This window comes from Terriglobus sp., from assembly GCF_965201105.1.
In the GTDB taxonomy this organism is placed as follows: Bacteria; Acidobacteriota; Terriglobia; order Terriglobales; family Acidobacteriaceae; genus Terriglobus.
Genome location: NZ_OZ241741.1, coordinates 2,785,166 through 2,798,495 on the forward strand (window position 1 = coordinate 2,785,166; position 13,330 = coordinate 2,798,495).

The 13,330-nt window shown below is 62.8% G+C and carries 9 protein-coding genes; 3 read left to right on the forward strand and 6 right to left on the reverse strand.

Features of this window, described 5'->3' with window-relative positions:
• Nucleotides 1-242 precede the first annotated feature (242 nt).
• On the forward strand, nt 243-1,616 hold the full coding sequence (locus tag ACOFKT_RS12220; RefSeq protein WP_419804263.1) for an NAD-dependent succinate-semialdehyde dehydrogenase: 1,374 nt from the start codon (nt 243-245) through the stop codon (nt 1,614-1,616).
• Nucleotides 1,617-1,681: 65 nt separating this feature from the next.
• Here the strand turns inward: ACOFKT_RS12220 and ACOFKT_RS12225 are convergent, their stop codons facing one another.
• The 3 genes from ACOFKT_RS12225 to ACOFKT_RS12235 all read right to left on the reverse strand — a co-directional run bounded on the left by ACOFKT_RS12225 (nt 1,682) and on the right by ACOFKT_RS12235 (nt 6,960).
• Complete coding sequence (locus ACOFKT_RS12225; RefSeq protein ID WP_419804264.1) at nt 1,682-4,612, reverse strand: carboxypeptidase regulatory-like domain-containing protein; 2,931 nt, start codon at nt 4,610-4,612, stop codon at nt 1,682-1,684.
• 126 nt (nt 4,613-4,738) lie between these two features.
• Complete coding sequence (locus ACOFKT_RS12230) at nt 4,739-6,007, reverse strand: DUF5666 domain-containing protein (protein WP_419804265.1); 1,269 nt, start codon at nt 6,005-6,007, stop codon at nt 4,739-4,741.
• 116 nt (nt 6,008-6,123) lie between these two features.
• On the reverse strand, nt 6,124-6,960 hold the full coding sequence (locus ACOFKT_RS12235; RefSeq protein WP_419804266.1) for an NIPSNAP family protein: 837 nt from the start codon (nt 6,958-6,960) through the stop codon (nt 6,124-6,126).
• Between the two features lie 15 nt (nt 6,961-6,975).
• Here ACOFKT_RS12235 and ACOFKT_RS12240 point away from each other — a divergent pair, with 15 nt between their 5' ends.
• Nucleotides 6,976-7,866: a S1/P1 nuclease gene (locus ACOFKT_RS12240; protein WP_419804267.1), complete on the forward strand. Its 891-nt coding sequence runs from the start codon at nt 6,976-6,978 to the stop codon at nt 7,864-7,866.
• An 18-nt stretch (nt 7,867-7,884) separates the two neighbouring features.
• On the opposite strand, the gene ACOFKT_RS12245 is transcribed toward ACOFKT_RS12240, so the two are convergent.
• Genes ACOFKT_RS12245 through bla form a run of 3 tightly spaced genes read right to left on the reverse strand, consistent with a single transcriptional unit; the run spans nt 7,885 to nt 10,484 of the window.
• Complete coding sequence (locus ACOFKT_RS12245) at nt 7,885-8,790, reverse strand: glycosyltransferase family 2 protein (RefSeq protein WP_419804268.1); 906 nt, start codon at nt 8,788-8,790, stop codon at nt 7,885-7,887.
• Nucleotides 8,787-9,611: a PIG-L family deacetylase gene (locus ACOFKT_RS12250; RefSeq protein ID WP_419804269.1), complete on the reverse strand. Its 825-nt coding sequence runs from the start codon at nt 9,609-9,611 to the stop codon at nt 8,787-8,789. The genes ACOFKT_RS12245 and ACOFKT_RS12250 overlap by 4 nt, the downstream gene beginning before the upstream one ends.
• Nucleotides 9,612-9,614: 3 nt before the next feature.
• Nucleotides 9,615-10,484, reverse strand: a complete 870-nt coding sequence (bla, locus tag ACOFKT_RS12255) for a class A beta-lactamase (RefSeq protein WP_419807160.1) — start codon at nt 10,482-10,484, stop codon at nt 9,615-9,617.
• 222 nt (nt 10,485-10,706) lie between these two features.
• On the opposite strand from bla, the gene ACOFKT_RS12260 reads away from it, so the two are divergent.
• Nucleotides 10,707-13,301, forward strand: a complete 2,595-nt coding sequence (locus ACOFKT_RS12260; protein ID WP_419804270.1) for an amylo-alpha-1,6-glucosidase — start codon at nt 10,707-10,709, stop codon at nt 13,299-13,301.
• Nucleotides 13,302-13,330 lie beyond the last annotated feature (29 nt).

Genomic DNA, 13,330 nt, shown 5'->3' on the forward strand with positions numbered 1-13,330 from the left:
CCCAGTATCGCAAATTGATCGGGTTTGCTCCCGTGCTCTTTCGCAATTCCGGGCCGGCCGTGGAGCCGGGTTTCGCCGCAGAGCACGACCATGCTGGCGAAACTGGTCAAAGCACCGGCATCTCCGCCGCTTCGCGGAAAGCCAGCAGGCGGGCGAGTTTGCTACGGTAGAGGCATTGCGCAGTGGCAGCACGGCGCAATGCGAAACGCCGCGGAGCATCGGGCGCGTCAGCGGCTCTCATCATGGCGATTCAGTCGATCAATCCGGCAACAGGCTCTGTGCTCCGCACTTTTCCTGCGCTCAGCGAGCAGGCAATGCGCGACAAGATCGACGTGTGCGCCCGAGCTTTTGAGGAACACCGCCGGCTGCCGTTGGAGCACCGCGCCCTGTGCATGCGCAAGCTCGCGATCCTGCTTGAGGAAGAACGTGCCGATCTGGCTCGCATCATCACGCTGGAGATGGGCAAGCCCATCGCGGCGGCGAGTGCAGAAATCGACAAGTGCATCGACAGCTGCCGCTACTTCGCGCAGAACGCCGCGCGCTTTCTGGCGTCTGAGGTGCTTCGCGGCGAAACGCTCCAGAGCGGTCAGGCCTATGTGCAATATGAACCGCTCGGCATGCTGCTGGCGGTCATGCCCTGGAACTTTCCGTTCTGGCAACTGTTTCGCTTTGCCGTGCCCGCGCTGCTGGCCGGCAACACGGTGCTGCTGAAACATGCCCCCAGCGTGCCGCAGTGTGCCCTGCAGATTGAGAGCCTGTTTCGCCGCGCCGGATTCCTGCGTGGTGTGCTGACCACGCTGCTGGTCGAGGTGCCCGCCGTCGAAGCCATCCTGAACGATGGACGCGTAAAGGGTGCGACGCTGACCGGTAGCGAGGGCGCGGGCCGTGCTATCGCTGCGCAAAGCGGATGGCTGCTGAAGAAGACGGTGCTTGAGCTTGGCGGAAGCGATCCCTTCATCGTGATGCCGTCGGCCAATGTGGAGGCCGCTGCGGAAGCCGCGGTCAAGGCTCGCATGGTCAACGGCGGCCAGTCCTGCGTCGCGGCCAAGCGGTTCATTGTGCACAACGAAGTTTTCGGCGATTTCCAGCAGCGGTTCGTTGCCGCCATGGAGCGCCTGCGCATTGGCGACCCCATGAAGCCGGAGATTGAGGTCGGCCCACTCTCAAGCGCACGGGCGGTACAAACGTTGGAAGAGCAGATCCGCGCCGCAGTAGCCGCGGGTGGACGCATCCTGACCGGTGGCACCCGGATGGTGGGGAACGGCTACTTCTTTGAGCCTACGGTACTGGTCAACGTGCCACGCAGCGCGCCCGTGTACCGGCAGGAAATCTTCGGACCGGTGGCAATGCTGTTCCGAGCGAACGACCTGAACGAGGCGCTCACCATTGCGAATGACACGCCGTTCGGGCTGGGCGCTTCGGTGTGGACGGCCGACCCGACCGAGCAGGAAGCGTTGCTGAACGGCATTGACGCCGGCATGGTCTTCCTGAACCAGATGGTCGCCAGCGATCCGCGGCTGCCGTTCGGGGGCATTAAGAACTCCGGCTATGGCCGCGAGCTTGGACCGGCGGGCATTCGCGAATTCCTGAATGCAAAGACGGTCGTCATCGCCTAGCTCTTGCGCCGCGGACGATAAAGGCTCGCCATAAGGCGAGCCTTTGCTGTGAAACGATCGAGAGTTCAGAAGCTGAAGTTTGCCTGCAGGAAGACCCGCCGGACCGCCGACCCTGATGAGAACGGGCCGCCTGCCAGCGACTGCGAATGGCCGAACAGACTCTGGCCCGGCAGGAAGTTGCCGTTCGCATCGCGAATAACCGTGCTCAGGTTGCCGTTCTGCGGTGAGTAGTTCACGTTGTTGAACAGGTTCAGCAATTGCGCACCGAAGGAAACGGTGTACTTGCGGCCGGAACTGACGTTGCCACCGCCGAACCCTCCACCACCGCCGCCGCGGCCTCCACGTCCTCCACGCGGACCACCACCGCCTCCCTGGTCCGCTCCTGCGGCCTGGCCTGTCTTCGGCCCAAAGCCGAAGGCGCGCACCACGCGCATGTTGAACGTGAAATTTGCCGGGCCGATGCAATAGCCAGGCGACACGCGAGCATAGTTGTCGGTGATCGTCGCCGGTGAGGTGAAATTGTTCGGGTTTTGGCAGCTGCCACCATCGCCATTTGTCGCAAATTCCGCGCGGTCGTTGATGATCGAGTCTCCGTTCACATCGGTGCCGGTGGTGATGTTGTAGGGAGAGCCGGAGTTCGCGATCATGAACGGGCTGACCGTGAAGAGAAATGGAGCACTCCAGTTGCCCGACAGGAACAGGCGGCTGCGATTGCCCCAGTTGGGACGACCGTAATCCACGCGGGGGTTAAGGCTTGTCTGGAAGTTATCCGGGCCGCTGCTGTTGCTGTTCACGAAGTTCAGTGCGTAGAAGCCAAAGATTGAAAATTTCGGCGAGATCGGCGCCCGCCCGTTCAGCAGCAACTGGTTCTGCCGGGTGTAACCCTCGGACTGGTATTGGTACTGCAGGTTGTTGCCCACGGTCGGCAGGCTGCGCGAAAAGAACTGATGCACGCCGATGGTGTTGATGTAAGTCGCGGAAATGGTGGAGTGATGCGGCAATTGCTGGTCCACACCGGCGGCAATCTGCGAGTTATAGGCGGTGCGCAGGTTGGGCGCGCGGGAGTAAATCGTATTTGCCGAGGTCAGGCCGGTGCCACAGGCTGCGGTGCTGCCAGGGGCACAGCCAGGCAGCGTCTGATTGGCCGCACCACGGAATAACTGCTGTGTCGCATTGGTGCCGTTCTGCTGAATGGTCCGGATGATGTCGCCGACCCCGAATCGATCAAAGAAAATGCCATACCCGAAGCGCAGGACCGTGACCGGATTTCCACCGGCATGTGGAATGCCATAGTTCACGCTCAGGCGCGGCGCCAGATCGTGCGAGCTGTTGATACCGCCCTGCGCCTCAAACCGCAGACCGTAGGTCAGCGTCAGGTTCGGCTTCACCTTCCAATCGTCTTCGGCGTACAGACCCACGTCTGTCGTCTGACCGCTCACCTTCTGGTTGGCATAGGTCGTGACCGCGAACTGGAACGGCGCATTATTCAGATAATCGGCAATGCTCTTGTACGAGAACGTTCCATTCGCATTGCTGTCCGTGAACTGGGCACGCCGGTCGGTACGGGTGCGAAAGCCGGCCCGAATGAAGTTCTTCTGCAACTGGATGGAGGTATAGTTCTGCACCTCGATGTGATCGGACGTAAATGTTTGTACGCCAGCCGAGCTGCCACCGCCGGTAAAGTAGCCGACTACCGTAAGCGTCGGCGCTGTGGAGACGGGCAGCTGCTTGTATTGATTGCGCTCGAACTCGAAGCGGGTTTCGTTGATTACCTTTGGACTGAAGATCTGCGTATCACTGAGCTGAATCGTGTTCTCACGCGAGTTCTGGTTGTTGCCCACGGTAGACAGGTTGAGCCCACCCACCCCGGCGTTGGTCTGGTCGTTGTGCTCCAGTTGGTAGCGCGCGGTGAGCGTGTTTTTATCGGAAAGCGCGAAGTCCAGGCGCGGCGAAAAGTCGTAGCGCTCCTGCGGTGTGAACGTCGCACGTGCGTTCGGAGGCAGAGCAAACGCGCCGCAAGCGGCGCCTGAACCCGGAGCGCACAACGTGGTGCTACCCGCTCCGCTGCTGGCGATGGTCCCCGCAAAGACGCTGTTGTTTTGAATGGTTCTCTGGCTGCCCGAAAGATTGAACGACACTTTCTTCGACAGCGAGCCCGAGACGGACCCGAGGAAAAAGATCTGGTGGTAGTCCGGCTGCGCGCCGCCCTGCAGGAACGGGGTGACCGTGTTAAACGACTTGTCCATGCCCTGCAGGCTGAAGTTGCCGTGCAGCTTGTCCGTTCCCGGTTTGGTCAGGATTTCGATGCGCCCAAAACCCGGCCGGTCGTATTGCGCGGAAAACGGGTTCTGGTTGATGCGCACTTCGCGAATTGCCGATTTCGGTGGCAACTGGCCGCCGGTAAAGCCGTCCACGAAAATCTGGCCGCCATTTGGGCCTGCGGCAGGACCGGCGAGCGCGGAAAGCTCATTCGACAGCTCGTCGGGGTCGTCCGAAAGCGACTCCAGGTCGGAACCTTTCAGGACCACGGAACTGCCGTTCGAATCCGGGTCGACTGAAACCTGGTTCTCGTTCGTACTCACAGTGATGGTTGTCGATTGCTCCTCAATGCTGAGCTTGACGTTGATCTTGATTGCCTGACCCGTGACACGCACGTTGGGGCGCACGAACGACCCGAAGCCCGCCATGGTAACGGTCACGGTATACGTACCGGCGGGTACGGACTCGAGGCTGAAGGACCCATCAACGCCGGACTTTGTGGTGATCGCGGCGGCTTTGCCTGCCGGCTGCAGCGTGATGGTTGCTCCCGGAATGGCGGCCGCATCGGGATCCAGAACGGAGCCCTGCACCGAGGCTCCGGTCTGCACGCCCGTCTGCGCCCCTGCGGGAGCTACTTGCGCCAGCAATTGATTGCCGGCAAAAAGGGTTGCACTCACGGCAAGCGAACTGCTCACCAGCAGCGCCGAAACTCCTGAACTCCAGATGCGAAACGTCATTCCTCTCCTAATCCTGCAAGCGCACGCGCAGCACGCAGTTCGAACCGCGGCGCGGGTCCTGTTCTTGATCCAAAAGCAGACAACGGAACTGCAGGCAAAACTATTTCTCTGCCGCAGAAAGCGGTGTTACTGCGGGCCGCCACCTTCGCCGCCCGCTTCGCCGCCACCACCGCCCAGGTTCCAGGGCGAAATACTGAACGAGTTGGCTCCGCCCCGCGACGAGGCCGCCAACAGCGGCTCAACCCCCGAAAGCAGAGTGACTGCGGTGAATCCACTGCCGGAGGCACCGTCTCCGGAAGCGACCACCATGACCGCTTCTCCCGGCTTCAGGTCAGCAATCGTTGTCTTCGGAAGCCTGGAGATGACCTGGGACAGATCACCGCCGCGGCCACCGCCGGCCTCACCGGACCGGCCGCCTGGGCCGCTCGCGCCACGCTGCGTTTCGCCGGAAGCATTCTCCCCGGTTCCGCCACCCGAACTGGCGCCGCCGGGATTACCAGGGCGTCCGCTACCTGCGCCCGCCGTGGCACCGGGATCTGCCGCTCCGCCGCGGGCACGCGCGACGAACCGGGCAGCAATCTCCGGCGGCAGGTTTCTCAGGTCCGACTCACTGCTGACCGCCACCGTAACCGGCTTCTTGGTTGCGAGGTCGCTCACCGTAACGGTTTTAGCGCCGGCGTCCACCTTGGTGACCAGCCCGGCGACGTTGCGGAAGGCGCCTGACACAATCTCGTCCGCCGCAATGGTTGTGCCGTCAGCGGACTTGTCTCCACGGACGCGGACCTGGTCACCAGGCTGGATGCTCTCCAGCTTGCTCACGCTCGCGTCCTCAAACCTGACCGAGCCAGGTGCATACCGGCGAAAGATGGTGGAAGGGGTGGTGGTGATTGTTTCCTTGCGTGTTGCCGCAGCGACGATAAGCGTGTGCGCCGAAGCATCCACCGCGTCAACGACTCCGCCCGATCCGCGACGCTGCCAATCCTGCTGCCGTGATGCGTTATTTTGAGCGATCGCGCCGCTCTTCATCAGCACCACTCGCAGCGCGGTAACGGCACCGTTGTCGCCAGGATGCCCCGACACCAGCACGCGGTCGCCCTCCGTGATGTCCGAGACCGTAGCGGGTTGAGCAGTCTTCAGGTCTGTGCTGCCGGGTGCGAGTTGCAGTACGCGAACGTTACCGGGCAGCGTGACCGATACGGTATCGCCCTTGTCCGTGCCCAAGGTGAGTATTCCGCTTCCCACGGTCTTGACTGTGCCAACCGAAGATTGCAGCGCGGAAGCGCCGGCCGTGGAGCCCGCGGGCGCCTGGGCGAAAACCGGAAGCGCGGCAATGGGAAACACCACGACCGCCGCTGCAGCCAGAATGTAGCGGGCAAATACTGACTGAATCCGCATCGCAAAACCTTTCGACCTGTACTTGGGCTTGTCTGTTTGGACGCACTTTCCGCCGGTCTGATGGTTAGGACGATGTGCTTTTTCCGAAAGTTTCCGCACGGAATGGTTCGGGAGAGCTAGATGGCCGAGAACGGCTTTGGGCTGAGCAGAAGATTTGTGATGTTGCTGACCAGATCCTCGCCGCTGAAGCGCGGATCGGCCTGCAGCTTCTTCCAGTCCGGGTTGCCGCGAAACTGGTTCCAGCGCGCCTCAAGGTCGGCCAGGCTGTCGAAGCGAAGCATGTAAGTGAGTGCCGGCATGCGCTCGCCGATCAGCACCTGCGAGTAGAAAACCGCCCGCATGCCACACGCTGCAAAAATCTCGAACTCACCCGAATGGAACATCTGCACCTTGCGGAGATGGTCGGCCGCGGACGGGCTTTCATACGTTCTCAACTGCAGGAGACGCTTGCCGCTGGGCGGCACGGTCAGCACCGGGTGGCCCTGGAATGCGTGCAACAGCGTGTCATGCACGCGCTGAAAAGACGGCGATGCCGCTGGCGCGGTGCGGAACGGCGCCGCCGCGCGCACGAATTCCGAGTCCGCGAGCAGATCTTCTTCAAGGCGCAACAACTTGGTGGCGTCCGTGTGCCGCAGCAGCACGTAACTTGCCGGCGTTTCCGGACCATATTCCAGGCCGAAGACACCCACATCGCGATAGCCCAGACGCGCGAGCGCGGGGAGCATTGTCGTTTCCAGAAAGCGGTCACATCCGGCGGCCTGTGCGCGTGTGATCTGGTACTTACGCAGCAGGTAGTACTCGCGATTCGCCGGCTCAGCCGTGGTCTGCGTTGTGCTCTGCGCTTGCGCTGCACCGCTCCAAAGACTTAACGCCGCCGCGCCTGCCGCACCGCCCAGAAACTCCCTGCGCTCCATGCCGTTCACCCCGCTCTCACCAAGCCGAGTGTAGAGCAAGGGTATGCTTTGGGCATGAGGAACCACCTACGCGCCCTGGCACGCCGCGCCGCTCTGCTTTGCGCCGCCCTTCTGCCCTGCACCGCCACGCCGGCACACGCCTGGGGACCGCAAGGGCACAAGCTGGTTGCGATGGTCGCGATGGAGCACCTGACGCCCGTGGCGAAGCGCAACGTGCGTGCCCTGCTCGGCAAGGAGACGCTGGCCGACGTGGCCTCATGGCCTGACGTGTACCGTCCGCTTGAAACGCAGACCGGGCCCTGGCACTACGTCGACATTCCCGAGGGTGGCAGCTATGAACGAGACCGCGACTGCCCCACGCAGCCAGGCGTCAAGGCGGGCGCGCCGAACGACAAATGGCGGGACTGCGTGGTGGACCGCATCCTGTTCTTTGAAGGCCGCCTGGGCGACACCTCGCTGGACCCGGCGGACCGCGCAACTGCCCTGAAATACCTGGTCCACTTTGTGGGCGACATTCACCAGCCGCTGCACACGACCGGATTCGAAAAGGGCGGCAACGGTATCCACGTTTCCGTCTTCGGCAACGAGACCTGCGGCAAGTACCCGTGCAACCTGCATTCGGTGTGGGACAGCGGTCTGATCCTGCACCGCGAACTGAGCGACATGCAGTACCTCTCGCTGCTGAACCATGAGTTCGCGGCGCAACCGCCGGGGGCCGGACTGGACGACCCCGCAGCCTGGGCCAACGAAGGCAATGCATTGGTTCCGAACCTGATGTTGCCGGAGGGCGGCGCTGTGGATCAGGCGTATTTCGATCGCGAGATCCCGGTGGTGGACCGCCGGCTCGAACTTGCGGGCTTGCGATTGGCGGCGATATTGAATCGCACCTTTACCGCTTCACCTGTTCCATTCAAGCCTGCTCCGACCGACACGAAGCAGTTCTAGCCAGCGCGTCTCCGGTAGTTACTTACGCGAGCGGAATCGAAGCTGTGGCTGCTCGACTGCGTTTGACCGAGAGATCGTAGTAAGCGTCTTGCGATACCGGGTCAGCCACTGCAGGAAGCGTTCACGGCCAGCTTGCTGCAGAGCGTCATGATTGGCGACCGCAGAGCAGCAGGACGCAGGGTGCCGGCGATACCGCGCAACAAATGCGTCATGTGCCACGATCGGATGCGCCAAGGCTACTTTGGCGTGGAAAACCTGATCATCGTATAAGCCACGAAACTGCTCCTCGAACCCGCCAACGGCACGCGCCACATCCGTTCTCATCAAAGTGCTGCAGATGCATGGCACTTTCGATTCGTCCACGAGAAACCAGTCCAGCAACGCTCCCAAAGCCAGCAGCCCCGTGCAGGCGCCATGCGGAACGATCGGAGGAATGTGATTGTCGGGCCAGTCCGCTCTTCGCAAGGCAGCTTCGTCGAAGTTGGGATTCGAGTCGTACCAGCGCTCTGCCGCGCAATAGATCATTCCGGCTTCAGGGTGGGTTCGAGCGACCCGAAGCTGCACCGCCAAGCAGTGCGGCAGCCACACATCGTCGGCATCCAAAAAGGTGAGGAACTCTCCGCGCGCGTGCCGCAGGCCCAGATTGCGTGAAGCGCTGCTGCCACGGTTTTCGCCCGCCGGATGGCGCAGGATGTGGATTCGGTCCGGCTCGAGTTCAGCAAACTCTAGGGCAATGTGCAGGCTTTCATCTTCTGAACCGTCGTCGATCAACAGCAGTTCCCAGCTGGACACCGTCTGGGCGAGGACACTCGCAATCGCGTCGCGCAGGTGGAGTTCGCTGTTCCATATCGGCATCAGAACCGAGATCTCAGGGGTGCTGCCGTATTCAGCCAATGCACTGCTTCGCGCGCTGCTGTCGTTCACTGCTGCTCCTCAACCAAGCTGCATGGCACCGACGCGCTTTGCAGCAGCCCGGCAACCATTGCGCCGAGGGAACGCGTAGCCCACCAACGTTCCACACCGGTACCGCTGCTCCACTGCTCCGCATAGGACGCCATCTCGTCCGCAACCCCTTCTGCAATCTGCGATGGGTAGTGCATCGCGAACCGCTTCTTGAGATGCGGCCCATTGGGCAGGTGCAACGCGTGTGGCAGAAAATGCTGGGTCGGATTCGACGGCACTGCACGAAACGCCTGATGCTTCCGTTCCGCAGAGGTGAGGCGTGCCGCATACGGCAGGTCCTCGTAAAAACAAAGCCGGTCCGCGGCGGTACAACGTCCCGCGGCCTGCCGCACAATGCGATGGTCAATGTGATCGCCGAGCGCGATCGGAGCGAAGACCGCGTCGAACAACGGAAGGCACGCGATCTGCGCAGCCAGGCCGGCGGCCTGCTGCTCGACTTCAGCGTCGGTCAGCGGTGCTTCCAACACCCGCTCCGTTTTAATGTTGAGCCGCAGCGGGGCGTCGAGCCAGCCGAAATCGTGCAATTGCACGGACCCGCTGTCCCGGCCGACGGAGGCCGTGATGTCTTCCACAAAATGCTCGTCTTCCAGGCGTCGCGCCCGGCTCACCGCATCCACCTGCGGCAGTGCCGGATCGACCGTCTGCAAATCCACCGCGTAGTCGCTTCGGGTGAACACGTTGACCACGGTCAGGTCCGCGCCCGCGTGCAGCAGCGCCAGCATGATTAGACCGCAGGAAAACGCGGCATCATCGCGGTGTGGCGAAAGAATGGCAACGCGCATGGTTCATTCTTTGGATGCTCCAGCGATGGCAGCCTGATAGATCGCAAGCGACGCTCGCGCGATGGCACGATCCCGGCCCGCATCATCTGCGGTGGAGTCCGTCAAGAATACGGCGACCGCAAGCCGTTCGCCATCTGGCAGCGTGACAAGACCGATGTCGTTGGTCGCCGCGGCAAGGCCGTTCTCCATGCCGGAACTTCCGGTCTTGTGCGCGACGTTCGTGCCTTTCGGCAACATACCCGCAAGCCGGCCCGGCCGCGCGGAGTTGGTCATCCACTGCAGCAGCAGCGCAGTGTGGTCTGCAATGAGTGGAGAGTTGTCGGCGATGCGCCGCAAGAGTTGCACCGCAGCCGCAGGTGCGAACCAGTCCTGATACTGCAGACGTTCATCGCGTTGCAGCGCATGCTCGCTGTGGTGCAGTTCGAAGCCTTGCACGCCCAGCGAAGCGATGTATTGCCGCACCGGCTCTGTGCCGCCACTCAGGCGTAGCAGAATGTCTGCCGCAGCGTTGTCACTGAAGGAGACAGAAAGGTGCAAGAGTTCGCGCAGCGGCACATCCACGTTGCCGGCGGGGTACTTGTCCTGCAGTGGGCTGTAGGCCTTGGGCTCGAACAGGTCCTTACTTTCAAAATGCACGGGCTGGTCCAGTTGCAGCTTGCCTTGCTCAACCAGGTGCAACACGTAGATGCCAAGCGGCAGCTTGAAGACGGACTGCATGGGCGGGTGTGCGTCCGCGTCGCGGTCACATGCAATCGGAGCATGCCTTGAACCGGGAGCGAAGGCACACGCGATCTGCAACTTGCCGCCAGAGTCTTTCGCAATCGCTGCAAGCTGCTGCCGCAGATCCTGTCCATGACTAGGAACCGGCAGCATAAGGCAGACGGACAGAGCAGTGCTGAATTTGGCGAAGCGCATCGCGCCTATGCTACGTCCCACAAAGCCGCGGCTTGCACGCCGGCTCGCGGGGCGCACCCATCTATGCAATACCCCACCCATTTGGGGTCCTGCAAGGAAGCGAACCGAAGAGTGCTGGACAGGCACGCACGCACGCCGTAGCGTTGAAACGCCATGCTCCTGAAACAAGCAGCCATGCTAATGCTTGTGGCGACGGCCGCGCTGGGCCGCGCACAACTGACCACCGTCGCTCCGTTCGCCAGACCCAACCTGCCCAGTGTGCCCGAGATCACGCAGCCAGCCATCCCGGCGAAGCCGCTGACCGTAACGGGCGCGCGCGGCGCCATCTTGGGTGAGCAGTCCGGCGTGGTCGAGCTTTGGCAGTTGCCGGTCAAGGTGTTCTCAGAGCTTCACCTGAAGGCGCAGCTCGACGGCTACACCGTTCCCATCGAGTTGAACCCGGGTGCGGCTACGGTCAGCGTGCGGCCGGGGCACACCGTGCTTACTTACAGCTTTGCGGGCATCACCGTGCGCCAGCACATGCTGGTCTCGCCCGCGGTGCCGGCCGGGGCACCCGCATTGCCGTTCGATGATCCCGGCGCCATCGTTTACTTCGAGATTGAAAGCGTCCGCCCCGCCACCCTGACCGTCACGCTCACGCCCAACCTGCAGCAGATGTGGCCCGCGCCACAATACGGTGTGCCCGGAGCGGGCTGGGTCGCCATGGCCGACCCCGCCGCGGCAAAGGATTTCCCCGGTGGCGCCTACAGCGTCGCGACCGACAACCCCGCGATCTTTGGCATGATCGGGATGCCTCGCAGCCGGCCCGGCGACATCCCGGTCTATCAGGAGCATCCGCAAACACTGCCGCTGCAATTTGTCGTCCGGTATGACCCGGCGCTGGACAAGGGCAGGTTGTTTCCTCTGCTCTCAACTGTGGCAAAACCAGGCGAACGCAACTCTGCCGCGGCGTTTGCCACCTTGCAGCAGCGTCTGGTGCAGCAGGCCAGGGACCTGCCTGCGATCGCCGCACACATTGACGACTACTACGCACACTTTTTCGACACGCGCCTGACCGCGCATACACCCGACCAGCGCTTCGATGAAGCCCTGCGATGGGCTGAGCTCTCAATCGAAGACGCGCAGGTAGAGCACCGGACCGGCGGCGAAGGAACGGGCAAGCCCGCACAGTCGGAAACCGGTCTGGTCGCCGGATGGTTCGGTTCCTACGACTCCGCGCGGCCGGGCTTTGGGTGGTACTTCGGCCGCGACACGCTCTGGTCCCTGTACGCGATCGACAGCTACGGCGATACGGCACTCTCCCGGCGTGCGCTGGAGTTCCTGCTCCATCGCCAACGGGCCGATGGCAAGATGATGCACGAATTCAGTCAGATGGCCGACGACCTGCCGTCGAACATTCCCTGGGCGAACTTTCCGTACGAATACGCGGCGGCCGATGCCACGCCGCTCTTCCTGATGGCGCTGCGTGATTACGTTCGCACCAGCGGCGACACCGCTTTTCTGGCCGAGCATTGGGATGCTGCGAAGCGCGCCTGGAACTTTGAACGCACCCACGACTCCGACGGCGATGGTGTGTACGACAACGCGGAGGGCACCGGCTGGGTTGAGAACTGGCAAAGTCCGATGCCGCATCAGGAGCTCTATTTAGCGGCGCTGGATGCTAAGGCTTCGCTCGCCATGGCGGAGCTGTCCTCCTTGCAGCACGATAACAAGTTGGCCGCCGACGCACGCGGCCGTGCCTGGGGCGTGGCCGCCGTGGTTGAGAGCTACCGCGAACCGCAAACCGGCTTGTACGCCTTTAGCAAGAACGCCAACGGCAGTTTCGACCGGACCACGACCGTGTACCCGGCTGTGGCACTCTGGGATGCGCGTGAGCCGCTGGACAGCCGCGATCCACGCGCCCCGGCGTGCCCCGAACAGGAGGGAGCCGCAACCCCGGCCTCCTGCTTCCGCTTCGCGATGCTGAAGCCTGGCCCCATGCTCGACGCCTGGGCCGGCACGCAGCTCGCCACCGACTGGGGTACGCGCTCCATCGCAACGGACACCAGCTTCTACGACCCGATCAGCTATCACATGGGGTCGGTCTGGCCGCTCTTCACCGGCTGGAACGCCATGGCACAGTACCGCGCGGACCGCCCCGCGGCAGCCTGGCTCACGCTGCAGCAGAACCTGCGGCTCACTTGGGCGCAGGACCCGGGTACCGTCACGGAGGTGCTCTCCGGCGCGTTTTACCAGCCGCTCGGCCGGTCAAGCGCCCACCAGCTCTGGTCCTCCGCAATGACGCTGGCGCCGGCCGTCCGTGGCCTGTTCGGCATCGACATCAACGCTACCAATCAAACGTTGCAGGTACATCCCCACCTGCCTGCCACTTGGGAAAGCGCCGATCTGCGTCATATTCGCATGGGCACGACGCTGTATGACATTGCCATCAAACGCGAAGGCGCGGCATACCGGGTCGCGATCACGCCGCCCCTGCCCCTGAAGCACGTCGCACCCGACAAAATTCCAGCTTCCGCTGTCGAGTTCGCAATCGCCGATGATCTGGCGCCGCAACCCGGCGATGCCACGCACCTGCCCCACATCACGGAAGAACGGTATGAATCCGACCGCACTACGTTCACCCTATACGCGCAGGCCGGCACCGTCGTAAGCCTGCGCGTGCGCCGGAATGGCGTGTTGGACCCCAAACCTGAGCAAGTCAGCATGCCCGCCGGCAGTGGCTACGTGAGCCGGCACGTCACGCTTCGCGCGTCAGGAGGCGTGGCGGCGCAATAGCGGCTGACATTGGAGGTCGCTGCGCGCTA

Coding starts and splice junctions, on each gene's coding strand:
- ACOFKT_RS12230 (WP_419804265.1), bottom strand. CDS start 6,007: ATGCGGATTCAGTCAGTATTTGCCCGCTACATTCTGGCTGCAGCGGCG.
- ACOFKT_RS12240 (WP_419804267.1), top strand. CDS start 6,976: ATGAGGAACCACCTACGCGCCCTGGCACGCCGCGCCGCTCTGCTTTGC.
- ACOFKT_RS12220 (WP_419804263.1), top strand. CDS start 243: ATGGCGATTCAGTCGATCAATCCGGCAACAGGCTCTGTGCTCCGCACT.
- ACOFKT_RS12250 (WP_419804269.1), bottom strand. CDS start 9,611: ATGCGCGTTGCCATTCTTTCGCCACACCGCGATGATGCCGCGTTTTCC.
- bla (WP_419807160.1), bottom strand. CDS start 10,484: ATGCTGCCGGTTCCTAGTCATGGACAGGATCTGCGGCAGCAGCTTGCA.
- ACOFKT_RS12260 (WP_419804270.1), top strand. CDS start 10,707: ATGCTTGTGGCGACGGCCGCGCTGGGCCGCGCACAACTGACCACCGTC.
- ACOFKT_RS12225 (WP_419804264.1), bottom strand. CDS start 4,612: ATGACGTTTCGCATCTGGAGTTCAGGAGTTTCGGCGCTGCTGGTGAGC.